This window comes from Enterobacter sp. DC1 (genome assembly GCF_000568075.1).
Classification (GTDB): domain Bacteria; phylum Pseudomonadota; class Gammaproteobacteria; order Enterobacterales; family Enterobacteriaceae; genus Enterobacter; species Enterobacter asburiae.
Window position 1 is genome coordinate 201,894 of the sequence record NZ_AZUA01000003.1, and the last position, 23,422, is coordinate 225,315.

The window sequence follows — 23,422 nt, forward strand, 5'->3', positions numbered from 1 at the left end:
TCTGATGAAAATCTATGCAATGCAGGGGGACACGCTTGATGCCGTTTGCGCCCGCTTTTATGGGCGCACGGCTGGCGTCGTTGAAGCCGTTCTGAAGGCCAATCCTGGCCTCGCGGAGTTAGGCGTTATCTTGCCTCACGGCACGCCGGTAGAGATGCCGGAGGTGAATAGCGCCCCCACAAAAGAATCCGTAAACCTATGGGACTGAGCCTGGAGAAAATCACCACGGTTATCGCCTACTGGCTGGCCGTGGCGTTGGCCTGGTTCGGGGCGATGTCTCCTGAAAAAGTCGCGCTGTACGTGGGGAGTCTGTGCGCCATTTTTACCGCGCTGACGAATTACTGGTTTAAGCGCAAAACCTGGCGCTATCTCCAGTCTCTTGGCCTCGATAAGAAGAGCATTCGTGAACTCAATCATTAAGCGTTGCAGCGTCGCCGGTGTGCTGGCCCTGGCGGTGTTGATGCCTGACTTTCGATTACTGAAAACGTCCCCGGAAGGATTGGCGTTGATTGCCGATCTCGAAGGATGTCGCCTCTCGCCCTACCGGTGTAGCGCCGGCGTATGGACGTCCGGCATTGGCCACACGGCAAACGTTGTGCCGACGCGGGACATTACCGAGCGTGAGGCCGCGGTAAACCTGGTCGCTGATGTGCTCAACGTTGAGCGGCGTCTGGCGGCGTGTGCGCCGGTGGAGATGCCACCAAGGGTCTATGACGCGCTGGTGAGTTTTACCTTTAATGTCGGCGCAGGTGCCGCCTGCCGTTCGACGCTGGTGTCCTTTATCAAACGTAAACAGTGGCCGCAGGCATGCGGGCAGCTTACCCGCTGGGTGTATGTCAACGGCGTCAAAAATGCCGGGCTGGAAAACCGTCGCGTCCGCGAGAAGGCCTGGTGCCTGAAGGGGCTGCCGTGAGAACGCTCATGCTGGCGCTGGCCGGGCTGTTGGCCATCACGCTGTGGCTTCACCATGACAACCTGAACCTGTCCCGTTCCTTAGCTACGGCCAACCGGGTCGCCAGCGAGCAAAAAACTGCCCTCGCCACGCTTAACCATCAGCTGTCCCTGTCGCAGCGGATGGCCAGAGCAAATGAAAATGCCCAGGTCAGGCTGCGTGAGGAGCTTCTTACTGCGGGCGAGGAGAGGGCAAGACGGGAAGCGACTATCGGGAGATTACTCAATGAAAATGAAGCGTTACGCCGCTGGTATACCGCTCAGCTGCCTGATGCTGTCCGCAGGCTGCACACCCGCACCGCCTGCGCCTCCGCAGCCCATTGTTTACAACGCCTGCCCGAAGGTGAGCCGCTGCCCGATGCCGGGAAGCGAGCCCGCCACTAACGGCGATCTCAGCGCGGATATTCGCAGGCTGGAATACGCCCTTATCGCCTGCGCGCTGCAGGTTGAAACCATTAAAGACTGTCAGGATAAACTCGATGCACAAACTCAAGAGCCTGCGTCAGGCATTAATTGACGCGATCCCCCAACTTAATGCCAACCCGGAGCGCCTGCAGATGTCTGTCGGAGGCGGCAATATTGACACCCGCCAGGCCTCCTCGCTCTCCTTTGAAAAGCGGTATGCGCTGAACGCGAAGGTCAGCGGCTTCACCGGCGACAGTGAGGGATTTTTCGTCCCGGTGCTGGCCTGGCTTCGGGAAAACCAGCCGGATATTTTTACCCTCGATGAAGGACGCAAAAACGGTTACACCTTCGCGATCGTCTTAAACGATGACGATACGATGGATATCACCATCAGCGTGCAATTAACCGAGCGTATTCTTGTTTCCCAGGAGCAGGGCGCTCTGCACGCGACGTATTCCCCCGAGCCGCCGCTGCCGGAGCCCGTCACGCGGCCGAAGGCGCTGTACGTCAACGGCGAGCTGGTCAGCCAGTGGAAGGACTAATTTCCCCGCGCTGAAGGCCGCCTGCCGCCGACTGTCTGGACCGCTTGTTGTTTCATCCCGCAGAAAACCCCGTCTCGTTGCTGCCGTTCCTCCTGAACGGCATTCTCTTCTCATGAATACATTAACTTCCATGAACGGCATCGCTCGCGCGATCCGCAATCTGATTCGTATCGGCGTTGTGACCGATGTTGACCTCAACAGAGGGCTTTGTCGTGTCCAGACCGGCGGGATGAAAACCACCTGGCTGAACTGGCTAACCTGCCGTGCGGGACGTTCGCGCGTCTGGTGGGCTCCTTCCGAGGGAGAGCAGGTGCTGCTGCTGGCCATCGGCGGCGAGCTTGATACCGCCTTCGTGCTGCCCGGCATTTTCTCTGACGACCATCCGGCGCCGTCCGGGTCACCTGATGCATTCCACGTCTCGTTCCCTGACGGCGCGGTGATCGAGTACGAACCCGAGCGCGGGGCGCTGACGGTTGCAGGCATTAAAACGGCCGACATTACCGCCTCTGAATCGCTGACCGCCACCGTGCCGGAGGTGCGGGTGACGTCAACGTCCCGCATCACGCTGGATACGCCTGAAGTGGTGTGTACCAACAGGTTAATTACCGCCTCTCTTGAAGTGCAGAAGGGCGGCGTGATGGCCGGAAATATTGAGCATTCCGGCGGCAAATTCACCTCAAACGGGGTGCAGGTGGATAACCACGCGCACGGGAGTGTGCAAAGCGGCGGAAGCTGGACTAAGGGGACACAATGACGGTGCGTTACAGGGGGATGAACAGGCAGACCGGGCTGAGCATTTCAGAGGCTGAACACATCCGGCAAAGCGTGCGCGACATTCTGGTTACGCCGGTTGGCTCGCGGGTCATGCGGCGGGATTACGGCTCGCTGCTGGCGGCGATGATCGACAGGCCGCAGAGCCCGGCGCTGCGCCTGCAAATCATGGCCGCCTGTTATTCCGCCATCCAGAAATGGGAGCCGCGGATAAGCCTGACGGCCATCACTTTCGAGCGTTCGGAGAACGACGGGACGTTGTATGTCGATATCACCGGCACGCGCCCGACCTCCGGACAATCCTTTTCTATCACCATTTCACTGAGTTAAACGCTATGGCTATTGTTGATCTGAGCCAGCTCGCCGCGCCTGATGTCGTGGAGGAGGTGGATTATGAAACGCTGTTGGCAGAACGAAAGGCCACCTTTGTCTCCCTCTATCCGGAAGAGGAGCGGGAGGCGATTGCACGGACGCTGACGCTGGAATCCGAGCCGATTGTGAAGCTGCTTCAGGAGAACGCCTACCGGGAAGTCATCTGGCGCCAGCGGGTTAATGAGGCTGCGCTGGCCGTGACGCTGGCCTATTCTTCCGGTCACGATCTGGACGTTATTGCGGGAAACAATAATACCGAACGCCTGACCATCACCCCGGGCGATGACACTACCATTCCGCCAACGGCTGCCGTCATGGAGTCTGATGCCGACCTGCGGCTGCGTGCGCAGCAGGCATTTGAAGGGTTGAGCGTCGCGGGGCCGGTGGGAGCCTATGAATATCATGGTCGGAGTGCTGACGGACGGGTCGCTGACGTTTCGGTTGAAAGCCCTCAGCCTGCATATGTGACGATTTCGGTGTTATCCCGTGAGGGTGATGGTACCGCTCGTCCTGAACTACTGGCGGTTGTTGAAAAAGCACTTAATGCTGAAACCGTCCGCCCCGTAGGCGATCGTGTAACGGTCCAGTCGGCAGAAATTGTGCCTTACCAGATAAACGCGACGCTCTACGTTTATCCCGGACCAGAGTCTGAACCCATCAGGCAAGCAGCGGAGCGGAAGCTGCAGAATTATATCAGCGCACAGCATCGCCTTGGACGCGATATCCGTCTGTCGGCCATCTATGCAGCACTTCACGTTGAAGGCGTGCAGCGCGTTGAGCTGGAAACTCCCCACTCTGACATTGTACTGAGTAAGTCGCAGGCCTCGAACTGTACCTCGTATCAGATAGCGATCGGGGGTTCGGATGAGTGAAAGGCTGTTACCCGTTGGGTCCTCACCGCTGGAAGTCGCCGCTGCCGCTGCGCTCTCGAAAATTGAGCGTGTGCCGGTACCGCTACGCACCTTATGGAACCCCAGCGCGTGCCCGGTAAATTTACTTCCCTACCTGGCATGGGCGCTGTCGGTAGATCGTTGGGATGAGGCGTGGCCGGAGAGCACGAAACGCAGCGTTATTATGTCCTCGTTTTTCGTCCATCAGCACAAAGGAACTATCAGCGCATTGCGTCGCGTGGTGGAACCGCTTGGCTTTTTGATTGAGGTGCGCGAGTGGTGGCAGCTCGGTGAGGAGCCTGGCACATTCCGTCTGGTTGTCGGTGTGCTTGATAACGGCATCACTGATGAAATGTATCAGGAGCTTGAACGGCTAATTGAGGATGCCAAACCTGCAAGTAGACACATGACCGGGCTGGCTATCAGCCTGAGCTCAACGGGAGCGTTTCATGTCGGTGCAGGATGCTATCACGGCGATGCGCTGGCTGTTTACCCCTATACCACTGAGGAAATTATTGTCGGTGGTGATTTTTACCCGGCCTCGGCCATCCATTTGATTGATAACCTGAGAGTGAACGCATGACCGCAAAATATTTTGCCATACTGACGAATCAGGGCGCGGCGCGGCTAGCTAACGCGACGGCACTTGGTACGCAACTCAACCTGACGCAGATGGCGGTAGGCGACGCCAACGGAACGTTGCCAACCCCCGATCCGGCGCAGACGAAGCTCGTCAACCAAAAACGCATAGCACCGCTGAACCTGCTCGCTGTTGACCCAAACAATACCAGCCAGATCATCGCTGAACAGATTATTCCCGAGAATGAGGGCGGTTTCTGGATCCGAGAGATCGGTCTCTATGACGAAGACGGCATTCTGATCGCCGTGGCCAATTGCCCGGAGACATACAAGCCTCAGCTGCAGGAAGGCAGCGGCCGCACGCAGACCATTCGCATGATTCTGATTGTGTCGAGCACATCGTCAATTTCCCTGAAAATTGATCCGTCGGTTGTGCTGGCAACGCGCCAGTACGTTGACGATAAAGTTATCGAGGTTAAGGGCTACGCTGATGATCAGATGAAAAAGCATATTGCTGCTGATAATCCGCATAAACAGTACCCTTTAATCGCCAATGCGTTAAAAGAAATTGCCGCTGCAGGGCTGAGCGCTGAGGTTCTAAAAAACCTTGGTTTGAAAGAAGCGGCTAAAAGGGATGTTGGGACTGGCGCTAACCAGATTCCAGATATGGCATCATTCTCCAGTTCACAGAGTTCGCCGGGCTTTCAAAAGCTACCTTCTGGTTTGATCCTACAGTGGGGCATCGTTAGCGGAGGCTCAAGCTATACGGTTACTTTTCCAGTGAGCTTCCCCATAAGGACACTCATGTTAATGGCAATCCCACATACAACTTCAGCGGCAGGAGTTACCTCAGTAGGCGTAGCAAACTGCTCTGATTTGGGTACATCTCAGTTCTATATCGTTGTTGGAAAAGTTAGCCAGGGTGCAATGATTGAATACGAACGCGCCTGTTACTGGTTCGCTGTTGGTATATAGGAGACAAAATGATTTATTTTTCCAAGTCGTCAAATGGCTTTTTCCTGGACAGCATAAACGACAATATGCCTGCTGATATCGTCGAAATTAACGCTGATTTATACAACGCCCTAATGGCGGGGCAGCAAAATGATGGGAAGGTTATCGAATCAGATGATGATGGATATCCAATTCTTGTATCGCCCAAAGTTGACCACATTGCACAGGCAGAGAATCAGCGCGCGCAATTGCTGGCAACGGCTGATAATGTTACGGCAGACTGGCGGGTTGAGTTAATGCTGGGTGATATCAGCAATGAGGACAAAGCAAAATTATCATCATGGATGGACTATAAGAAGGAAGTGAAAGCCGTCGATACGTCGACGGCTCCTGATGTTAGCTGGCCTGTTAAACCGGCGGTGTAGGCCATTTGATATTTGGCGCAGCGTCAGGAACGACCGCCCGCAATTCCTTTATGTAGGTCAGCCAGAGTATCAGGCTGGCCTTATCTTTATCACTGATAATGCCTAACTGTAGTTCGGTCTGCCATATATTGATCGTTGTTTGCGCCTCTGAAAGTAACGCAACTTTTTGTTGCTCCGCCGCTTCCACGTCCGCCGCGTGCTGCGCTTTAGTATCAATCACCCACTCATTACCATTCCACGTGTCATGATATGTCGCAGGTGCCAGCGTGGTAGTGCCGTCAGGGTAATCCCCCGGTGCTGTGATGACAATCGCTTCGCCTGTTTCAGTGCTATATACCGTTTCACCACGGTGATCAGCCATATATTCCCAAGCTGTAAAATCTGCGTTCCGGCATATGGTAAATCCCTCTTTGTCTTCGCCCGGAGAGTCAATGCATGATTTAGCCGGAATGCCGACGCCGACCGGCAAATATTCAACCGAGGAGGAAATATATTCGCGCGTCTCACCATCGTAGTTAAACACAGTTATATCACCGGTCACTGTAGCAATAAGCTCATTGTTTAATTTTGCCTTCGCCATTATGCGGCCCTCACGATGTAGTTAAATGCGATGTTACGCGGACGAGTTTCTGCTGCAGAACGCGCGACAAGGGATGAATCAAAGACAAGATCGACCCCCTGATAATCGGAATTCTGTCCGTTAGTATTTGGGTAAATAGAGCTTCCGCGTTTAAAAACCCCGCTAACATTAGACGTGCTGCTATTCACGAAGCCAGTTGCAGCACCATTACTTGCTGAACCAGTCATTTTTTGAAGGGCATCGAGCTGCAGAGAAAGCAGCGTTCGACCAGCATCAATACCACGTACATCATCCCAGCCACGTATAAACTCCCCGCGTAAGTCTGGAAGTTTCAGGGTTGGGTATGCCAGAGCCAGATTCGGATATTGCGCAGCCGTGAAAGCAGCTCCGTTGCATTTGAGCCACCCCGTCGGTGGATTTGCTGACGGCCACGGAACGGGTACACCGACAGGCAAAGCTGACCCTTCTCCCAAACCAAGGTTTTCGAAAATGCGTCTTTATCCATTAAATGGCATGATTTCCGGTTTTGACGGAGAGAAATACCATGCTTATTGGATACATACGCGTGTCAACAAATGAACAAAACACCGCCTTACAGCGTGACGCGCTGCAGCGTTCAGGATGTGAGCTGATTTTTGAAGATAAAATCAGCGGTAAATCGACAAACAGACCGGGACTTAATCGTGCCCTCAGACAACTTAATGCGGGCGATACTCTCGTTGTATGGAAACTCGATCGTCTCGGGCGCAGTATGCGCCACCTTGTTTCAATGACCGAGGAACTACGCCAGCGAAGCATCAATTTCCGCAGTTTGACTGATAGCATTGATACCTCAACGCCAATGGGGCGTTTCTTCTTCCATATCATGGGGGCGCTTGCTGAAATGGAGCGTGAACTCATTGTCGAGAGGACGTGCGCCGGGCTGGCCGCAGCGCGAGAACAGGGACGAATTGGTGGCAGACGCCCTAAATTGACGCAGGAGGAATGGGCTCAGGCTGGCAGGCTGATTGCTTCCGGGGAATCCCGACAGCGCGTTGCGTTAATTTTTGATGTAGGTATTTCCACGCTTTATAAAAAATTCCCCGCCACGATAGTTGGACAATCGTTGTGCCAGCGGCCGCTGGACAGGGATGGTTAGCTCATAACAAGCCCAGCCGCGACAATATCACTCACCAACTAACCAAGGAGTTAAACGGATGAGTGATTTTCACCACGGCGTGGAAGTCATCGAAATCAACGATGGCACCCGCACCATTTCCACCGTCTCGACGGCAATCATCGGCATGGTCTGTACGGCCAGCGATGCTGACGACAAGACATTTCCTTTAAACGAGCCCGTGCTCATTACCAACGTGCAAAACGCGATTGCGAAAGCCGGCAAGGCGGGGACGCTGGCCGCTTCTCTGCAGGCGATCGCCGATCAGTGCAAACCGGTTGTCGTTGTTGTTCGCGTGGCCGAAGGCACCGCTGAAACCCCGGAAGAGGCGCGCAAGCAGACCCTTTCCAACATCATCGGTACCACCGATGAAAACGGTAAGTACACCGGCCTGAAGGCGCTTCTGACCGCAAAAACGGTAACCGGCGTTAAGCCGCGTATTCTCGGGGTGCCGGGGCTGGACTCTCAGGAAGTGGCGACCGCGCTGGCCGCCATGTGCCAGAGCCTGCGCGCGTTCGGCTATGTCAGCGCGTGGGGCTGTAAAACCATCTCTGAAGCGATCGACTACCGAAAAAACTTCAGCCAGCGCGAGCTGATGGTTATCCATCCTGATTTTCTGGCATGGGATACCACCACGAACGCAACGACGACGGCCTGGGCTACCGCCCGTGCGCTTGGCCTGCGCGCCAAAATCGACCAGACAATCGGCTGGCATAAAACCCTGTCAAACGTTGGCGTCAATGGCGTTACCGGCGTAAGCGCCTCTGTCTCCTGGGATCTGCAGGAACAGGCTACCGATGCGAACCTGCTCAACCAGGCTGGCGTCACCACGCTGATTCGCAACGACGGCTTCAAATTCTGGGGTAACCGTACCTGTTCAGACGATCCGTTATTCGTCTTTGAAAACTACACCCGTACCGCACAGGTGCTGGCCGATACCATGGCGGAAGCGCACGCGTGGGCGATGGATAAACCCATCACGCCAACGCTTATCCGCGACATCGTCTCCGGTATTAACGCCAAGTTCCGCGAGCTGAAAACCAACGGCTATATCGTCGACGGCTCCTGCTGGTATGACCCTGAGTCGAACGATGCAACCACCCTGAAAGCGGGGAAACTGTATATCGATTACGACTACACCCCTGTCCCGCCGCTGGAAAATTTGACCCTGCGCCAGCGCATCACCGATACCTATCTGGCAGACCTGTCAGATTCGGTTAACAGCTAAGGAGCTGAAGCATGGCGTTACCACGCAAACTTAAGTACCTGAATATGTTCAACGATGGCCTGAGCTATATGGGCGTTGTTGAGTCTGTCACCCTACCGAAGCTTACCCGCAAGCTGGAGAAGTATCGCGGCGGCGGTATGCCGGGCTCGGTCTCTGTCGACCTCGGCCTGGACGATGATGCCCTGGCGCTGGAGTGGACCGTTGGCGGCCTGCCGGACGCCGCGCTGTGGGCGCAGTATGCCTCTCCGGGCGCGGACAGCGTGCCGCTGCGCTTTACCGGCTCTTATCAGCGCGATGATACCGGCGAAATCTCCGCCGTCGAAATCGTCATGCGCGGCCGTCATAAAGAGTTTGATGGCGGTGAAAACAAGCAGGGCGAGAGCGGCACCACCAAGATGTCCACCGAGTGCGCTTACTACCAGCTGACCATTGATGGCAAAGAGATCATCGAAATCGACATCATCAACATGGTGCTCAAAGTCGATGGCGTCGATCGCCTGGCAGAACACCGTAAGGCCATCGGCCTGTAACCCTTTAACCGGCCGGGATTACCGGCCGGTGAGTTAACTTTCAGAAGAGTAACGAAATGGAAAATATCAACGAGACCGCCATGAACGAAAGTGAAAACCCACATATCGTCACGCTTGATAGCCCCGTTCAGCGCGGCGAGCAAAAAATCGAAAAGGTGACCGTCGCAAAACCCAATGCGGGGACCCTGCGCGGCGTATCGCTGGCGTCGCTGGCGCAATCTGACGTGGATGCGCTGATTAAGGTGCTGCCGCGAATGACCTCGCCGGCGCTTACCGAGCATGAGGTTGCGCGCCTGGATGCCTGCGATCTGCTCTCTTTTGCAGGTAAGGTGATCGGTTTTTTGTCACCGGCTTCGGCTCGCTGAAATTTCCCGAAAATGTGTCGGTCGACGATCTGATGGCGGATATCGCGGTGATCTTTCACTGGCCGCCGTCAGAACTGTACTCCCTGAGCGTGACCGAACTCCTCTTATGGCGCGAAAAAGCGCTGCAGCGAAGCGGAAACCACCATGAGTAATAATGTCAGTCTTCAGGAGCTGCTTAAGGCAGTCGACCGGGCAACCCGACCGCTTAACGCTCTCCAGAACGCCAGCCTCACTCTCGCGAGCGATATCCGCGATGCGCAGACGGCGCTGGGGGCGCTCGATGAGCAGGCGGGGCGTATTAACGGCTTCAGAAAAGCAAATGCCCGGCTCGCCACGACGGAGCAGTCGCTTGCTCAGGCGAAACAGCATGCCGCGGCGCTGGCGGTACAGTTTAAAAACACGCAAAACCCCACCCAGGCGCAGGCTGATGCGCTGACTGCAGCCCGAAAATCGGCGGCCGACCTTAAGCTTGAGTACAACAGCTTACGCTACTCGGTACAGCGTCAGCGCACTGAACTCGCTCAGGCGGGAGTCAACACGCGCACGCTCTCGTCTGATGAGCGTCGTTTACGAACTCACATCAGCGAAAAAACGCAGCAGCTTAACCGACAGCGGGATGCGCTGGCCCGCGTCAATCAGCAGCAGGAACGGCTGAGTACCGTTCAGAATCGCTACGAGTCAGGCAAACGCGTTACCGCGCGGGTGCGTCAGCTTGCGAATGCGGGTGTGGGCATAGCAAAAGCGGGCTTTGACCAGACGTCCCGGTTTATGGCGCCTGGCATCAGCTTTGAAAAGCAGATGTCGGCCATTCAGGCAAACCTTGGTCTGGCGAAGGGGGATCCCCGGCTTGAGGCCATTCGCCAGAAGGCGCGGGAGGTCAGTTCCGGGACCGGAGTACCTGCAGACACGGTCCTCCGGGCACAAACCGAACTGACTCGTTCAGGATATGACGCCGATGGGCTGCTTGCGGCCACCGCGCCAACGGTCAACCTCAGCCTGGCGGGGAGTGTCGACGCGGCTAAAGCGGCCGATATGATCGCCAGCACGCAGGCCGCGTATAGCCTGGCCGATACGGACGCGGAACGCATCGCAGATGTGCTTACGCGCGGTTCTACCTCTTCAAATACCAGCCTCGCTGAGATGGTGGCGGCCGTCACCTCCGCTGCGCCAGCTGCGGATGCCGCCGGTATGGGGCTTGAAGAGACCACCGCGCTGCTTGGCGTTCTGGCGGAAAAAGGGATGAAAGGCGCCGCCGCCGGGGACGCGCTCAGCGCGATGTTGCGCCATGTTCAGACTCCGGATGCCATAAAAGCCGCGGGGGCGCTGGCTTCCGCTGCGGGTGATGGATCGCTTGATGAAAAACGCCAGCAGTTGCAGGGGGCAAAGGGCAGTACCGCGCTCGCGGCTTCCGTGCAGACCGATAATCTTGACGGCGATATCAACCGATTCCAGGCCGCGTGGAACGGGTTGAAGATTGATGTATTTGATAAAGCGGATGGCGCTCTGCGCAACCTGATAACAACCGCAACCGGCTGGCTTGGCACGGCCTCCCTGTGGGTGAATGCCAATCCTGAGCTGACGCAGACCCTCGCCAGCATCGTTGTCGGCGCGCAGGCGTTTGCTGGCGTACTGGGCGGCGTAGGCACGGTTATCGGCCCGGTTCTGACGGGCGTCAATATGGTTGTTACCGCGGCCGGGATGTTGGGAACGGTATTCAGCGTGGTGGGCGGCGCCATCATGACGGTGCTGGGTGCTCTTAGCTGGCCGGTGATTGCCCTTGGCGCGGCGATTGCTGCCGGCGCCTTACTGATTTTTAAATACTGGGAGCCCATCAGCGCCTTCTTTGGTGGGGTGATGGGAGGGCTTTCGACGGCTTTCGCACCGCTGGGTGCGCTGTTCTCACCGGTGATGGCGGTATTTGACGCTATCTCGGAGAAGCTGGGCGGTATCTGGCAATGGTTCACCGACTTAATCACGCCGATCAAGGCGACGCAGGAAACGCTGGATGGCTGTAAAAACGCTGGCGTGATTTTTGGTCAGGCGCTGGGCGATGCGTTAATGGCACCGCTCGATCTCTTTAATAGCCTGAGCGGCAAGGCCAGCTGGCTGCTGGAGAAGCTCGGTATTATCAAAAACGAGTCGGGCGATCTCGACGCCGCTGCGGCAAAAGCAGAAGCGGCATCCTCACCGGCGGGCAGCGCTTATATTCCGGGCGCGGGGATCTCTGGCGGCAGCCTGGGGTATCAGCCGACAATCGCTACTGGAGGACGCTCTTACGTCGATCAGAGTAAAAGCGAATATAACATCACGCTGCAGGGGGGCATGGCCTCTGGAACGGATCTGACGCGTCAAATCCGGGAGACGATAGATAACATTGAACAGGATAAAGCGAGACGGCAGCAATCCAGCTTTATGTATGGTTGAGGAGAGAAAAAATGTTAATGGTGCTGGGTCTGTTTGTCTTTGAACGACGAACCTTACCGTATCAGTCAATGATATTCACAAAAGACTACCGCTGGGCATCCAGCGCTCGCATCGGGAAACCTAAAGCCTGGCAGTACCTTGGCGAAGGTGATACATCCTTCAGCCTCTCCGGCATACTCTACCCGGAACTCACGGGAGGACGGCTTTCCCTCAAGGCGGTCGAGCTGATGGCGAATGAGGGGCGGGCATGGCCGTTGATAGACGGTACCGGCATCATTCACGGCATGTTTGTCATTGAGAAAGTCACGCACACGCATTCGGATTTTTACAGTGACGGTACCGCTCGAAAAATTAATTTTACTCTGGAGCTTAAACGCGTGGATGAATCGCTGATGACGACGTTTGGCGACCTGCGAACGCAGGCCTCAGAGCTGGTGGAAAGCGCACGGAATAGCATTGGAGGGCTGGTGGGATGATCACCGAAATGAATATCCGGGCGGGTGGAAAAATCGCCCCTGATTTTATGCTTAAGCTTGACGATCGTGATATCACGCAAAATTTCAGCCATCGTCTTATCAGCCTGACCATGACCGACAAACGGGGGCTGGAAGCCGATCAGCTGGATATTCAACTGGATGATTCCGACGGGCTGCTGGACTTGCCTGCCCGGGGAGCAAGGCTCTCCTTATGGCTGGGATGGGAGGGAACCCCGCTCGAGGAGAAAGGGGACTTTACGATTGATGCGATTCAATTCCAGGGCGCGCCGGACACGCTGACCATCCGGGGATTCAGCGCAGATTTTCGTGGAAAGCTAAACGTGCGGCGCGAACAGTCATGGCATGACACGACGATTGGCGCGATAGTCGATACCATCGCTCAGCGTAACCAGTTGACCGCCAGCGTCGCGTCGGGGCTTGCATCCATCGCCATCTCTCATATTGACCAGTCTCAGGAGACAGACGCGGCGTTCCTCTCCCGCCTTGCTGAACGTAATGGAGCATTTGTTTCAATCAAAGCCGGGAAGATTATCTTTATGAAAGCGGGCCAGGCCGTGACGGCCAGCGGCACTCCGCTTTCCTTAATGATGATTGAACGTGGGGATGGAGATAAGCACCTTTTTTCCATAGCTGACCGTGAAAATTATTCCGGCGTAACGGCCAAATGGCTGCAAACGCGTGACCCCAAACAACAAAATCCTCAATTGAGTATTAATCGTCAGCCCGGAGGGCAGCAGACAGAAGCACTGCAGCACCCGGATGCCGCCGCACCGGTAGCGGGAGCAGCAGGCAAGGAGCAGAAACCGCAAGAGAGGCTGGTGGGATCGGCGGAGAACGTATTTGAGCTCACCACGGTTTATGCTTCTGAAGAGCAGGCGCTCAGGGCTGCAGAGGCGAAGTGGCGCGCGCTTCAGCGGGGAACCGTGAAGTTCTCCATCCAGCTTGCGCTGGGACGCGCCGATCTGTTCCCCGAAACGCCGGTGCTGGTAAACGGTTTTAAACGCGTCATCGACGAGCAGGCGTGGATCATCAGCGAGGTGGTGCATACCCTCAACGGTAGCGGCTTTACCACGCAGCTTAAGCTTGAGCTGAACGTCAGCAACGGAAAATTTACTGTTGATAGTGAGTAATGTAGTTGCTATTGGTTTTGTTTTGGGTATTATTGATTCACAAAATGTGAATCAAGTGGAGGGGTACATGTTTCATTGTCCTAAGTGCAAGCACTCTGCGCATGCGCGTACCAGTCGCTATCTAAGTGAAAATACCAAAGAGCGCTATCACCAGTGCACCAATGTGGACTGCAGCTGTACGTTCGTGACGATGGAGTCCGTGGAGCGCCTGATTGCGACCCCCGGTGCGTCTGAGCGGATCAGAACGGCTTCGCTGAACCACGGTTAGCGGCTCAAAAAAACCAATAAAAAAGCCACTCAGTCGAGTGGCTTAATCATATGATTCTAAAGCTAAAAATTTGGTGGCCCCTGCTGAAAGAATTTTCACCAGGGGAATTAATCTGTGAACAGAAAAATTAATCAGGCTCATCCTGAGGGCTGCTCTCAGCCCCGGCGATAAATGGCGTGATATCCAGGTGAAACCGGAAACCACCAGACAGCAGAGAAAAAATAAAAGCAGTCGCCGCCGGTAGCTTGATCAGCCTGGCTGAACAATGGCCGCAGGCGTTCAATCTGACAAACCCCCGTCCACCCGCTGTGGGCATAATCGACGACATAACTGCCGTTCCCGATGCTGCTGGCGCTGGCGGCCACTGTGCGGTGCATTACGCTCTGAAGAGTAAGCCGTGCGGCGAAATCACTCAGAAGAGCGCCAGCATGCTGTCAATGTCTGTAAGCAATGAAGCAGGTGAAAGCACAGTTTTCTGACCAGTTAGAATATGACCGCGTAAAAAAAGTCGAAAGTCTGACTTTAAAAAACTCAACCCTTTTCAACTTTAAAATATTCAGCATATTTATTGGCTGTTTTTATTTATATAAATATTTTATTGGGGTTTCAATCGTTATAAAAAATTACATTTTGATAAAAATAGTGGCTGTAAGGTTTGGTTAATTTCTCAACTAAATGGAATTAATAAAATGGCTGTTCCCGCATATATTTGGCTTTATAACTCTACTGGAACCCTGATTCAAGGGAGTAGCAATGTTCTGCTGCGTGAAGGTGCTATTGAAATGCAGAGCTTTAACCACGGCGTGCATATCCCTTACGATAATACTTTTGGAAAACTTACGGGGACGCGTGTGCATGACCAGTTAAGTTTTACAAAAGAGCTCGATAAGGCCACACCTTACCTGAATCGTGCCGTCTGTCAGGGCGAGACACTCCAGCAGGCAATCATTAAATGGTATCGGATTAATGACGCAGGCGTAGAGGAAGAATTTATGCACATTATTTTGAAAAACGTCAAAGTGGTGGCTGTCACGCCAGTGATGCACAATTTTAAAAACACTGGCGGTCAAATGAATAACCCTACTGAATCCGTGTCGCTGGCGTATGAAAGCATTACCTGGCTATATCTCGACGGGAATATTTTTTACACAGACTCATGGAACCAGCGAGTGGTGGCCTGATGATCAGTTGCCGGGTTGATTTTAACCATCTTTACGACGAGGGGCGCGTAGCCCGTTTGGATGTGGGCGGGGTAGGTTCATTTCCGGTGTTTTCCGGGCTGGGCGATCTCGCCAACAAACCTGAATGTTCGTACATGACAAATGCCACCGTCCCTCCAGGGAGTTACTGGATTGTAGATCGTCCGGCAGGTGGATTATTTTCTCACAGCCAGACATGGTTCAAACACGCGTTTACCGGAAATAACTATTACGACTGGTTTGCCCTGTTTCGCAAAGACGGTGTAGTGGATGACTACATGACCTTTGACGTTGACAGTTCGCATCACTATCAGCGAGGTCATTTCCGCCTGCATCCACCGCGTCCAGATGGTTCGGGCATCAGTGAGGGCTGCATTACCTTCTTTCTTTCACGTGATTTTTACATGGTGCGTACTGCTCTGTTGAAGGCTCACCGGCACCAGATTCTGCAGGGGGATAGACTCTGGGCTTATGGTGATATTACGGTGATCGGTAATGCCTCAGGGAGTTGCGATGTCACGCCCCGCTAAGTGGTCGTTACGCCTGCTGATGTTTCTGACTATCACGTTTGCGCTGATGCTCTCAGGGGTATTCGACCCGCTGGCCGACAGCCTGAAATATACCGTCACGAATCTCATGAATTACATCCCAACAGAGAAACTGGAACCTTACCCAGACCGTGTTGAGGATAACTATTTCACGATGTACATCATGTTTAATGCGCTGGTAGCCGCTGTGATCGTTTTTAGCGGGGAAAAGCTTGTCTTATTAGCGCGCAATTCATAAAACTGCTGTGCAGTTCTGACGGGTTCTAGCAGGCCCACCACCAGCAACTAACAAACGCCCCGCGTAGGGGCTTTTTTTGGGGAGTTAATTTTGCAAATTCGCAGTTAAGTACTCCGTTAAAAGTATGCAATTCGCATTCGGAGATCTGTGAACTGCACAGCTTACATTTAATTATTTCGGAAATTACCAGCACACTGTGCTCCACCCTGCTTGCAGGGCGATAGTGCAGCTGGCATGCCTGTCAGGCTTTTTTTCTGACGGTAAACCTCATGAATTTTCGTTTCGTGATTTTCAAAAATGGTTTTTGCGTTGATTGCTATGAGCAAAAGGAAAAGGCAGCGTTAACTGATAAGCTTTTCCGGTTGAGTCAACTTTCACGGGCGGATATCCGCCAGCAGGACCGTCATAAGCTCGGATACGAAAAAATCTCCCGTAGCTCAATCAAAGCAGCTATTCCTGCCCATGTAACCGAAGACGTAGAACTTATTGCATTACGATTTTGCAGTAAGGCACGTATGGTGGGTTACAAGCGTAATGCTACCTTATACGTTCTCTGGCTGGACAGATCATTTACGCATTATATCCATTACTGACACGTTCCCATACTGACCATCTGGAACCTCGCTATTGGACTACCACCAGCATTAGACTCGTAACAGAAAAGCTAAATATACAGATGTATATTTAGCTTTTCTATATCGTTTTTCTTGCTGCATATCCATCGATAGGAGGGGGAGGATCAATCCCTGAGCCTTTTGTTTTGCGGAACGGCCCGCTTCATCACATTTTTACACCCGCGAAAATAAAAATGGGGTGATGTGATAAAAGGGGCAATTAACTTTATTAGTCATACATGTAAGGCAGTTCACCCGCCAGCATGATTATAGTGTCCCTTGCTTTCATGCCGGTATAGCCCCTGCTGATTGTATACAGGTTAGCGCTATCAGGGCTATTTTCATAACCCCGAGAGTTTAGAAACTCATTGTATCTTTCGCGTTCCTGCTGCCTTTCAATAGACAGAAAGTATAATTCCTGAGGTGTTGGCCGCCGTGGGCTCATGCTTTATCCCTTCGTTAAGTTTGGTTAGAACGTTTAGCTTTTTAACGGCACGTAGTCACGATAGTGAACCATACTTCCCTTTGCGGAATATCCCCGGCATATCCCAAAAAAGCAAAAGGGCCAACGATATCTCGTCAGCCCTTGCTGTATCTGGTGGCCCCTGCTGGACTTGAACCAGCGACCAAGCGATTATGAGTCGCCTGCTCTAACCACTGAGCTAAGGGGCCGTGGCGGTGAATTATAAAGTAACTCCCCGCAGCAATCCAGCCATTCACACCTGCCTGCTGTTTTTATAAACAACGCATAATCAATCCTTTATACTTCCCTGACGATGTATCGAGCGGGAGTAAAGATGATCAACGATATTCTGGCCCCTGGCCTGCGGGTGGTGTTCTGCGGAATCAACCCGGGTAAGTCCTCGGCGCACACCGGTTTTCACTTTGCCCATCCGGGCAATCGCTTCTGGAAGGTGATCTACCAGGCCGGGTTTACCGACAGGCTACTCAAGCCTGAAGAGGAGCAGCATCTGCTGGACACGCGCTGCGGAATTACCATGCTGGTCGAGCGGCCGACGGTACAGGCGAGCGAGGTCAACCTGCATGAGCTGCGCAGCGGCGGGCGGGAGCTGATCAAGAAGATAGAGGATTATCAGCCGGCCGCGCTGGCGATCCTCGGCAAGCAGGCCTACGAGCAGGCGTTTAGCCAGCGTGGAACGCAGTGGGGCAAGCAGAGCATCATGATTGGCGTTACGCAGGTGTGGGTGCTACCGAACCCGAGCGGGCTCAACAGGGCGACGCTGGATAAGCTGGTGGAGGCGTACCGGGAGCTGGATGAGGCGCTGATGGTGCGGGGGCTTTAGGGTCTCTGCGGCCTGATGCCCTCACCCTGGCCCTCTCCCACAGGGAGAGGGAATAAACAAAAAAAAACTCCCGATTGGGAGCTTTTTCACTGTAAGGACCGATTAGTCGTCCAGGAAGCTACGCAGCACTTCAGAGCGGCTTGGATGACGCAGCTTACGCAGCGCCTTCGCTTCGATCTGACGGATACGTTCGCGGGTAACGTCGAACTGTTTACCCACTTCTTCCAGCGTGTGGTCGGTGTTCATATCAATACCGAAACGCATACGCAGGACTTTTGCTTCACGGGCGGTCAGGCCGGCCAGAACGTCGTGCGTCGCAGCGCGCAGACTCTCGGTGGTCGCAGAATCCAGCGGCAGCTCGAGGGTGGTATCCTCGATGAAATCACCCAGATGCGAATCTTCATCATCACCGATTGGTGTTTCCATGGAGATTGGTTCTTTGGCGATCTTCAGTACTTTACGGATCTTGTCTTCCGGCATCAGCATGCGCTCGGCCAGCTCTTCCGGCGTCGGCTCGCGGCCCATCTCCTGCAGCATCTGGCGGGAGATACGGTTGAGCTTGTTGATGGTCTCAATCATATGCACCGGAATACGGATGGTGCGCGCCTGATCCGCGATAGAGCGGGTGATAGCCTGACGGATCCACCAGGTTGCGTAGGTGGAGAACTTGTAACCACGACGGTATTCAAACTTATCGACCGCTTTCATCAGACCGATGTTGCCTTCCTGAATCAGATCCAGGAACTGCAGACCACGGTTGGTGTATTTCTTGGCGATAGAGATAACCAGACGCAGGTTCGCTTCAACCATCTCTTTCTTCGCACGGCGGGCTTTCGCTTCACCGATGGACATACGACGGTTGATGTCTTTAACCTGCTCGATGGTCAGGCCGGTCTCTTCTTCAATCTGATGCAGTTTCTGCAGGCCGCGATGCACATCGTCCTTCACGTCGTGCAGTTTTTCAGACCACGGCTTGTTCATCGCGATAGCCGCGTTGAACCAGGTTTCGCTGGTTTCGTTGCCGGTGAAGAGGGTGATGAAGTTCTTCTTCGGCATTTTGCACTGCTCAACGCACAGCTTCATGATGATGCGTTCCTGGGTACGTACGCGATCCATCATCACGCGCATGCTGTTCACCAGGTAGTCGAACTGTTTTGGCACCAGGCGGAACTGTTTGAATACTTCAGACAGCTTCAGGATCTCTTCTTGAGCGGCGGCATGGCTGCGGCCTTTCGCTTTGATGGTGTCACGCGTCACTTCGTACTGGGTACGCAGCTCGGCAAACTTCTCACGCGCCAGCTCCGGGTCGATGCTGTTGTCATCGTCCGCGGTGTCGTCGTCGCTCTCTTCCTCATCTTCGTCTTCGTCATCATCCATCTCTTCCTGAGACAGTTCAGAACCGACGTGAGTGGCGGTAGGCGCCATATCTTCTTCAGCGTTCGGGTCGACAAAACCGGTGATCAGGTCAGACAGGCGCGCTTCTTCCGCTTCAACGCGATCGTACTGCTCCAGCAGATAGGTGATCGCTTCCGGGTACTCGGCGACAGAGCACTGAACCTGGTTGATCCCGTCTTCGATGCGTTTTGCGATGTCAATTTCGCCTTCGCGGGTCAACAGTTCAACGGTACCCATTTCGCGCATGTACATGCGGACCGGGTCAGTGGTACGCCCGATTTCAGATTCCACGCTGGACAGTACCTGTGCAGCAGCTTCTTCCGCATCTTCGTCAGTGTTGTTGGAGGTTTCAGCCAGCAACAGATCATCGGCATCCGGTGCTTCTTCCATCACCTGAATGCCCATGTCATTGATCATTTGGATGATATCTTCGATTTGATCTGAATCGACGATATCTTCCGGCAGATGGTCATTGACCTCGGCATAGGTCAGATAGCCTTGCTCCTTACCGCGTTGGACAAGAAGTTTCAGCTGTGACTGCGGGTTTTGCTCCATAAGACGGTATCCACACTTAATTCGTTTGATTGGTGTCGGCGATGGGGCTGCCAACCTTTAAAGCGAGGGCGTACTTATATTTTTGCCGCTGCCTCTCAGTGCGGCTGCCGGGGGCTTCCCGATCGATATTCGGCACTTAAGCCGTTAAATTCATTTTTTTTCCAGGGCTTGTCTGATTTCCCAGAACTCCCTGCGTTCTTCACTGCTTAAACCGTGCGTGCGATCGCGAGCTATCAACTCTTCCTGTCGCTGTTCAAGCATTGAATCAAAAATTCGGTTTAGCGTGTCGGTGAACATTTTTTCAACATTCTCATCCTTTATATCGTTCCAGGCTGAGAGTTTTTCAAGTGTTGAATATTCATTTGTCCCGCGATAGTTCTCTAAAAGCTGACCCGTATTCAGCCCAGGCTGGGCTACACAAAGACTCACCAGCTCGTTGAACAGGCTGAGTCCAGGTAGTTTGCTCTGCGCCAGCCCATGTAGCGGTGGCACCAACTGTGCCAGATTCGGGTTTTGCACCAGCAGTCCTATAAGTATACGCATAGGAGTTTGTTTTATCTGCTGAGTGGGGCGTACGACCCCACTTTCTGCCTGTTTTGGCATTAAACGATCGAGTTGGCCGTCGTCAAAAATGCCCAACTTCAGACCCAGCATCTGGCGCAGCTGAATACGGTGCGCATCGCCAGGGACCTGACTGATAAGCGGCAGCGCGAGCGCGGCCAATTGCGTACTGCCATCTGGTGAACTTAAATCGACCTGCGGCAACAGACTATTAAACAGAAACATAGAGAGCGGCTGAGCCTGCTCCATCCGTGCTTCAAACGCCTCTTTGCCTTCTTTACGCACCAGAGTATCCGGGTCTTCACCGTCGGGCAGAAACATAAAGCGTAGCTGACGACCGTCAGTCATGTAAGGCATTGCCGTTTCCAGCGCACGCCATGCGGCATCTCGTCCTGCACGGTCGCCGTCGTAACAACAAATGACGTTATTTGTTGCCCGGAATAACATGTGCATATGGTCGGCGGTGGTCGATGTTCCTAGCGAAGCAACGGCATAATGAATACCGTATTGCGCCAGGGCGACAACATCCATATATCCTTCGACAACCAACAGTCGCTGTGGCTCAGCTTGATGTTGCTGTGCTTCATAAAGGCCATACAGCTGGCGGCCTTTATGGAAAATATCGGTTTCCGGGGAGTTAAGGTATTTCGGCGTATCGTTACCCAGAACGCGGCCACCGAATCCAATAACCCGACCCCGTTTGTCGCGAATCGGAAACATCACGCGATTGCGGAAACGGTCGTAAGTTCTTCCCTGGTCGTTGTTGACCAGCATTCCGGCATCGAGCAACAGCTTCCTGTTGTCGACATTACCACCGAAACGTTTTAATGCGTTGTCCCAGCCTGGCGGAGCAAAACCAATAGCAAACTGCTGAACAATCTCGGCGCTTAAACCGCGTTGCTCCAGATACTGACGTGCAGGCTCGGCATTGGGTTGGGTGAAGGATTGCTGATAGAAATCATTTAACCCTTCCATTAATTGATAGAGATTTTGCCGTTGATGGCGTTCTATCTGACTCAGGCCAGTTCCTGCTTCATACGGCACTTCAAGGTTATGCATCGCCGCCAGCTCTTCGACTGTTTCAACGAACTCGAGCTTGTCGTAGTTCATCAAAAAATCGACGGCATTACCGTGTGCGCCACAGCCGAAGCAATGGTAGAACTGCTTTTCACCGTTTACGGTGAAGGAGGGGGTTTTTTCGTTATGGAACGGACAGCACGCATGGTAGTTCTTGCCCTGCTTTTTTAGCTTTACCCGCGCGTCGATGAGATCGACGATGTCGGTTCTGGCAAGCAGGTCATTGATGAAAACGCGTGGGATTCTTCCGGCCATATGCCCCAAAATTTTAAGCGACTTATAAACGAAAACAAGCCGCGCATTCCTTCCGGAAGCACGGCCTTACGACTATTACTCTGTCTGTCAATTGAGGGCTGAGGCCCTCAACCAATTAGTACAGACGAGTACGGCGTGCGTTTTCGCGAGCCAGTTTCTTCGCGTGACGTTTCACAGCGGAAGCTTTAGCGCGCTTACGTTCGGTCGTTGGTTTTTCATAAAACTCACGACGACGAACTTCAGCCAGAACACCTGCTTTCTCGCATGAACGTTTGAAGCGACGCAGTGCTACGTCGAACGGCTCGTTTTCACGTACTTTAATTACCGGCATGTAACTCTCACCTTTAATAAATTCGGTTTGCCGCTGGCATCAACGCCAGCTTATTTCAAAATGGTGCGGAATTTTACTGCAAATGCTGCTGCTTTGTAAAGCACCGATGCGATTTTGAAAGGGACTTTAATAAGGGTGAGGAGTATACACGAGCCTTCTTCCTGGGGCGAACAAAGTTTTACATCAACCCGCCCAGGCTCTACACTGCGCGGTATTGAAACGAGGTAAAACAAGTCATGCGTGTACTGGGTATTGAAACATCCTGCGATGAAACCGGCATCGCCATTTACGACGACGAAAAAGGGCTTCTGGCCAACCAGCTGTATAGTCAGGTGAAATTGCACGCTGACTACGGCGGCGTCGTACCTGAACTGGCCTCTCGTGACCACGTGCGTAAAACGGTTCCCCTGATTCAGGCGGCGCTGAAAGAAGCGGGATTAACGGCAAAAGAGATTGATGCAGTGGCGTATACCGCAGGCCCGGGCCTGGTTGGCGCGCTGCTGGTTGGCGCGACGGTTGGCCGTTCGCTGGCGTTTGCGTGGGATGTGCCGGCGATCCCGGTTCACCATATGGAAGGGCACCTTCTGGCGCCGATGCTGGAAGAGAATCCGCCTGCATTCCCGTTTGTGGCGCTGCTGGTCTCCGGCGGCCATACGCAGCTGATTAGCGTAACGGGCATTGGCAAGTACGAGCTGCTGGGCGAATCGATCGACGACGCCGCCGGTGAAGCCTTCGACAAAACCGCCAAGCTGCTGGGTCTGGATTATCCGGGCGGCCCGATGCTGTCGAAAATGGCGTCGCAGGGAACGGAAGGGCGCTTTGTCTTCCCGCGCCCGATGACCGACCGTCCGGGGCTGGATTTCAGCTTCTCCGGGCTGAAAACCTTCGCGGCGAATACGATTCGCAATAACGACAACGACGAGCAAACTCGCGCGGATATTGCGCGTGCGTTTGAAGATGCGGTGGTGGATACGCTGATGATCAAGTGTAAGCGCGCGCTGGATCAGACCGGCTTTAAGCGTCTGGTGATGGCGGGCGGCGTCAGCGCCAACCGCACGCTGCGCGCGAAGCTCGCCGAGATGATGCAAAAGCGTCGCGGGGAAGTGTTCTATGCCCGTCCGGAATTCTGCACCGACAACGGCGCGATGATCGCTTACGCGGGAATGGTGCGCCTGAACGCAGGCGCAACGTCCGACCTGAGCGTGTCCGTGCGTCCGCGCTGGCCGCTGGCGGAACTGCCGGAGGCGTAAGTTTTTTGCCCGGTGGCGCTGCGCTTAC

Annotated in this window: 32 protein-coding genes and 1 tRNA gene; 27 read left to right on the forward strand and 6 right to left on the reverse strand. The window is 54.1% G+C overall.

Annotated elements, in window-relative coordinates; all coding sequences use genetic code 11:
• The first annotated feature begins 4 nt into the window (after nucleotides 1-4).
• The 12 genes from P346_RS10770 (at nucleotide 5) to P346_RS10725 (ending at nucleotide 5,889) form a co-directional block, all read left to right on the forward strand.
• A complete protein-coding gene (locus P346_RS10770) occupies nucleotides 5-208 on the forward strand; it encodes a tail protein X (protein ID WP_023309248.1) in 204 nt (67 codons plus the stop codon).
• On the forward strand, nucleotides 199-420 hold the full coding sequence (locus P346_RS10765) for an HP1 family phage holin (protein ID WP_023309247.1): 222 nt from the start codon (nucleotides 199-201) through the stop codon (nucleotides 418-420). Before P346_RS10770 ends, P346_RS10765 begins: the two co-directional genes overlap by 10 nt.
• Nucleotides 404-913 carry a lysozyme gene (locus tag P346_RS10760; RefSeq protein WP_032659839.1) on the forward strand — a complete coding sequence of 170 codons (510 nt, stop codon included), beginning with the start codon at nucleotides 404-406 and terminating at the stop codon, nucleotides 911-913. Before P346_RS10765 ends, P346_RS10760 begins: the two co-directional genes overlap by 17 nt.
• 8 nt (nucleotides 914-921) lie before the next feature.
• Entirely contained in the window at nucleotides 922-1,335 is a 414-nt protein-coding gene (gene lysB, locus P346_RS10755) for an Rz-like lysis system protein LysB (RefSeq protein WP_233456542.1), read from the forward strand.
• Nucleotides 1,223-1,468 carry an Rz1-like lysis system protein LysC gene (gene lysC, locus P346_RS23585; protein WP_229226321.1) on the forward strand — a complete coding sequence of 82 codons (246 nt, stop codon included), beginning with the start codon at nucleotides 1,223-1,225 and terminating at the stop codon, nucleotides 1,466-1,468. The genes lysB and lysC overlap by 113 nt, the downstream gene beginning before the upstream one ends.
• Nucleotides 1,431-1,898, forward strand: coding sequence for a phage tail protein (locus tag P346_RS10750; RefSeq protein ID WP_032659842.1), 468 nt, complete (start codon nucleotides 1,431-1,433; stop codon nucleotides 1,896-1,898). Before lysC ends, P346_RS10750 begins: the two co-directional genes overlap by 38 nt.
• Before the next feature lie 112 nt (nucleotides 1,899-2,010).
• A complete protein-coding gene (locus P346_RS10745) occupies nucleotides 2,011-2,652 on the forward strand; it encodes a phage baseplate assembly protein V (protein WP_032659844.1) in 642 nt (213 codons plus the stop codon).
• On the forward strand, nucleotides 2,649-2,999 hold the full coding sequence (locus tag P346_RS10740; RefSeq protein WP_032635513.1) for a GPW/gp25 family protein: 351 nt from the start codon (nucleotides 2,649-2,651) through the stop codon (nucleotides 2,997-2,999). The genes P346_RS10745 and P346_RS10740 overlap by 4 nt, the downstream gene beginning before the upstream one ends.
• 5 nt (nucleotides 3,000-3,004) lie before the next feature.
• Entirely contained in the window at nucleotides 3,005-3,913 is a 909-nt protein-coding gene (locus P346_RS10735; protein WP_032659845.1) for a baseplate assembly protein, read from the forward strand.
• The gene (locus P346_RS10730; RefSeq protein WP_032659848.1) at nucleotides 3,906-4,514 is read left to right on the forward strand and encodes a phage tail protein I; all 609 of its coding nucleotides are present in this window, start codon (nucleotides 3,906-3,908) and stop codon (nucleotides 4,512-4,514) included. The genes P346_RS10735 and P346_RS10730 overlap by 8 nt, the downstream gene beginning before the upstream one ends.
• The gene (locus P346_RS0121710; protein WP_071995972.1) at nucleotides 4,511-5,485 is read left to right on the forward strand and encodes a phage tail protein; all 975 of its coding nucleotides are present in this window, start codon (nucleotides 4,511-4,513) and stop codon (nucleotides 5,483-5,485) included. Before P346_RS10730 ends, P346_RS0121710 begins: the two co-directional genes overlap by 4 nt.
• Nucleotides 5,486-5,493: 8 nt before the next feature.
• Complete coding sequence (locus P346_RS10725) at nucleotides 5,494-5,889, forward strand: tail fiber assembly protein (RefSeq protein WP_029742197.1); 396 nt, start codon at nucleotides 5,494-5,496, stop codon at nucleotides 5,887-5,889.
• On the opposite strand, the gene P346_RS10720 is transcribed toward P346_RS10725, so the two are convergent.
• The gene (locus P346_RS10720; protein WP_032659850.1) at nucleotides 5,873-6,469 is read right to left on the reverse strand and encodes a tail fiber assembly protein; all 597 of its coding nucleotides are present in this window, start codon (nucleotides 6,467-6,469) and stop codon (nucleotides 5,873-5,875) included. The two genes, P346_RS10725 and P346_RS10720, sit on opposite strands and share 17 nt — an antisense overlap.
• The gene (locus P346_RS22525) at nucleotides 6,469-6,942 is read right to left on the reverse strand and encodes a phage tail protein (protein ID WP_032659852.1); all 474 of its coding nucleotides are present in this window, start codon (nucleotides 6,940-6,942) and stop codon (nucleotides 6,469-6,471) included. Before P346_RS22525 ends, P346_RS10720 begins: the two co-directional genes overlap by 1 nt.
• A gap of 71 nt (nucleotides 6,943-7,013) precedes the next feature.
• Here P346_RS22525 and P346_RS10715 point away from each other — a divergent pair, with 71 nt between their 5' ends.
• The 13 genes from P346_RS10715 to P346_RS0121730 all read left to right on the forward strand — a co-directional run bounded on the left by P346_RS10715 (nucleotide 7,014) and on the right by P346_RS0121730 (nucleotide 16,645).
• Nucleotides 7,014-7,607, forward strand: coding sequence for a recombinase family protein (locus tag P346_RS10715; RefSeq protein ID WP_032659854.1), 594 nt, complete (start codon nucleotides 7,014-7,016; stop codon nucleotides 7,605-7,607).
• Nucleotides 7,608-7,665: 58 nt separating this feature from the next.
• The gene (locus P346_RS10710; protein WP_032659856.1) at nucleotides 7,666-8,853 is read left to right on the forward strand and encodes a phage tail sheath protein; all 1,188 of its coding nucleotides are present in this window, start codon (nucleotides 7,666-7,668) and stop codon (nucleotides 8,851-8,853) included.
• Nucleotides 8,854-8,864: 11 nt separating this feature from the next.
• Nucleotides 8,865-9,383, forward strand: coding sequence for a phage major tail tube protein (locus P346_RS10705; protein WP_023309235.1), 519 nt, complete (start codon nucleotides 8,865-8,867; stop codon nucleotides 9,381-9,383).
• A 56-nt stretch (nucleotides 9,384-9,439) separates the two neighbouring features.
• Nucleotides 9,440-9,748, forward strand: a complete 309-nt coding sequence (locus P346_RS10700) for a phage tail assembly protein (protein ID WP_023309234.1) — start codon at nucleotides 9,440-9,442, stop codon at nucleotides 9,746-9,748.
• A 32-nt stretch (nucleotides 9,749-9,780) separates the two neighbouring features.
• Nucleotides 9,781-9,900: a GpE family phage tail protein gene (locus P346_RS0121720; RefSeq protein ID WP_023616176.1), complete on the forward strand. Its 120-nt coding sequence runs from the start codon at nucleotides 9,781-9,783 to the stop codon at nucleotides 9,898-9,900.
• Nucleotides 9,893-12,172, forward strand: coding sequence for a phage tail tape measure protein (locus P346_RS10695; protein ID WP_032659858.1), 2,280 nt, complete (start codon nucleotides 9,893-9,895; stop codon nucleotides 12,170-12,172). Before P346_RS0121720 ends, P346_RS10695 begins: the two co-directional genes overlap by 8 nt.
• A gap of 11 nt (nucleotides 12,173-12,183) precedes the next feature.
• Complete coding sequence (locus P346_RS10690) at nucleotides 12,184-12,648, forward strand: phage tail protein (RefSeq protein WP_032659860.1); 465 nt, start codon at nucleotides 12,184-12,186, stop codon at nucleotides 12,646-12,648.
• A complete protein-coding gene (locus P346_RS10685; RefSeq protein ID WP_032659862.1) occupies nucleotides 12,645-13,799 on the forward strand; it encodes a phage late control D family protein in 1,155 nt (384 codons plus the stop codon). Before P346_RS10690 ends, P346_RS10685 begins: the two co-directional genes overlap by 4 nt.
• A 67-nt stretch (nucleotides 13,800-13,866) precedes the next feature.
• Complete coding sequence (locus P346_RS10680) at nucleotides 13,867-14,067, forward strand: ogr/Delta-like zinc finger family protein (protein ID WP_032659865.1); 201 nt, start codon at nucleotides 13,867-13,869, stop codon at nucleotides 14,065-14,067.
• Between the two features lie 689 nt (nucleotides 14,068-14,756).
• The gene (locus tag P346_RS10675) at nucleotides 14,757-15,248 is read left to right on the forward strand and encodes an Hcp family type VI secretion system effector (protein ID WP_032659870.1); all 492 of its coding nucleotides are present in this window, start codon (nucleotides 14,757-14,759) and stop codon (nucleotides 15,246-15,248) included.
• Nucleotides 15,248-15,796: a DUF2778 domain-containing protein gene (locus tag P346_RS10670; protein ID WP_032659873.1), complete on the forward strand. Its 549-nt coding sequence runs from the start codon at nucleotides 15,248-15,250 to the stop codon at nucleotides 15,794-15,796. The genes P346_RS10675 and P346_RS10670 overlap by 1 nt, the downstream gene beginning before the upstream one ends.
• On the forward strand, nucleotides 15,780-16,052 hold the full coding sequence (locus P346_RS10665; protein ID WP_032659875.1) for a hypothetical protein: 273 nt from the start codon (nucleotides 15,780-15,782) through the stop codon (nucleotides 16,050-16,052). Before P346_RS10670 ends, P346_RS10665 begins: the two co-directional genes overlap by 17 nt.
• Before the next feature lie 269 nt (nucleotides 16,053-16,321).
• A complete protein-coding gene (locus P346_RS0121730) occupies nucleotides 16,322-16,645 on the forward strand; it encodes a hypothetical protein (protein ID WP_233456537.1) in 324 nt (107 codons plus the stop codon).
• A gap of 617 nt (nucleotides 16,646-17,262) precedes the next feature.
• On the opposite strand, the gene P346_RS10655 is transcribed toward P346_RS0121730, so the two are convergent.
• A tRNA-Ile gene (locus P346_RS10655) sits at nucleotides 17,263-17,338 on the reverse strand.
• A gap of 125 nt (nucleotides 17,339-17,463) precedes the next feature.
• On the opposite strand from P346_RS10655, the gene mug reads away from it, so the two are divergent.
• Nucleotides 17,464-17,970: a G/U mismatch-specific DNA glycosylase gene (mug, locus tag P346_RS10650; RefSeq protein WP_029741755.1), complete on the forward strand. Its 507-nt coding sequence runs from the start codon at nucleotides 17,464-17,466 to the stop codon at nucleotides 17,968-17,970.
• A gap of 102 nt (nucleotides 17,971-18,072) precedes the next feature.
• On the opposite strand, the gene rpoD is transcribed toward mug, so the two are convergent.
• The 3 genes from rpoD to rpsU form a co-directional block, all read right to left on the reverse strand.
• Nucleotides 18,073-19,920 (reverse strand): RNA polymerase sigma factor RpoD, encoded by a 1,848-nt coding sequence (gene rpoD, locus P346_RS10645; protein ID WP_023309228.1) that lies wholly within the window; start codon nucleotides 19,918-19,920, stop codon nucleotides 18,073-18,075.
• A gap of 150 nt (nucleotides 19,921-20,070) precedes the next feature.
• Nucleotides 20,071-21,813 (reverse strand): DNA primase, encoded by a 1,743-nt coding sequence (gene dnaG, locus P346_RS10640; RefSeq protein WP_032659879.1) that lies wholly within the window; start codon nucleotides 21,811-21,813, stop codon nucleotides 20,071-20,073.
• Between the two features lie 115 nt (nucleotides 21,814-21,928).
• Nucleotides 21,929-22,144 (reverse strand): 30S ribosomal protein S21, encoded by a 216-nt coding sequence (rpsU, locus tag P346_RS10635; protein ID WP_001144069.1) that lies wholly within the window; start codon nucleotides 22,142-22,144, stop codon nucleotides 21,929-21,931.
• Nucleotides 22,145-22,380: 236 nt separating this feature from the next.
• Between rpsU and tsaD the strand changes: the two genes are divergently transcribed.
• Complete coding sequence (gene tsaD, locus P346_RS10630; protein WP_032659882.1) at nucleotides 22,381-23,394, forward strand: tRNA (adenosine(37)-N6)-threonylcarbamoyltransferase complex transferase subunit TsaD; 1,014 nt, start codon at nucleotides 22,381-22,383, stop codon at nucleotides 23,392-23,394.
• Nucleotides 23,395-23,422: the final 28 nt, after the last annotated feature.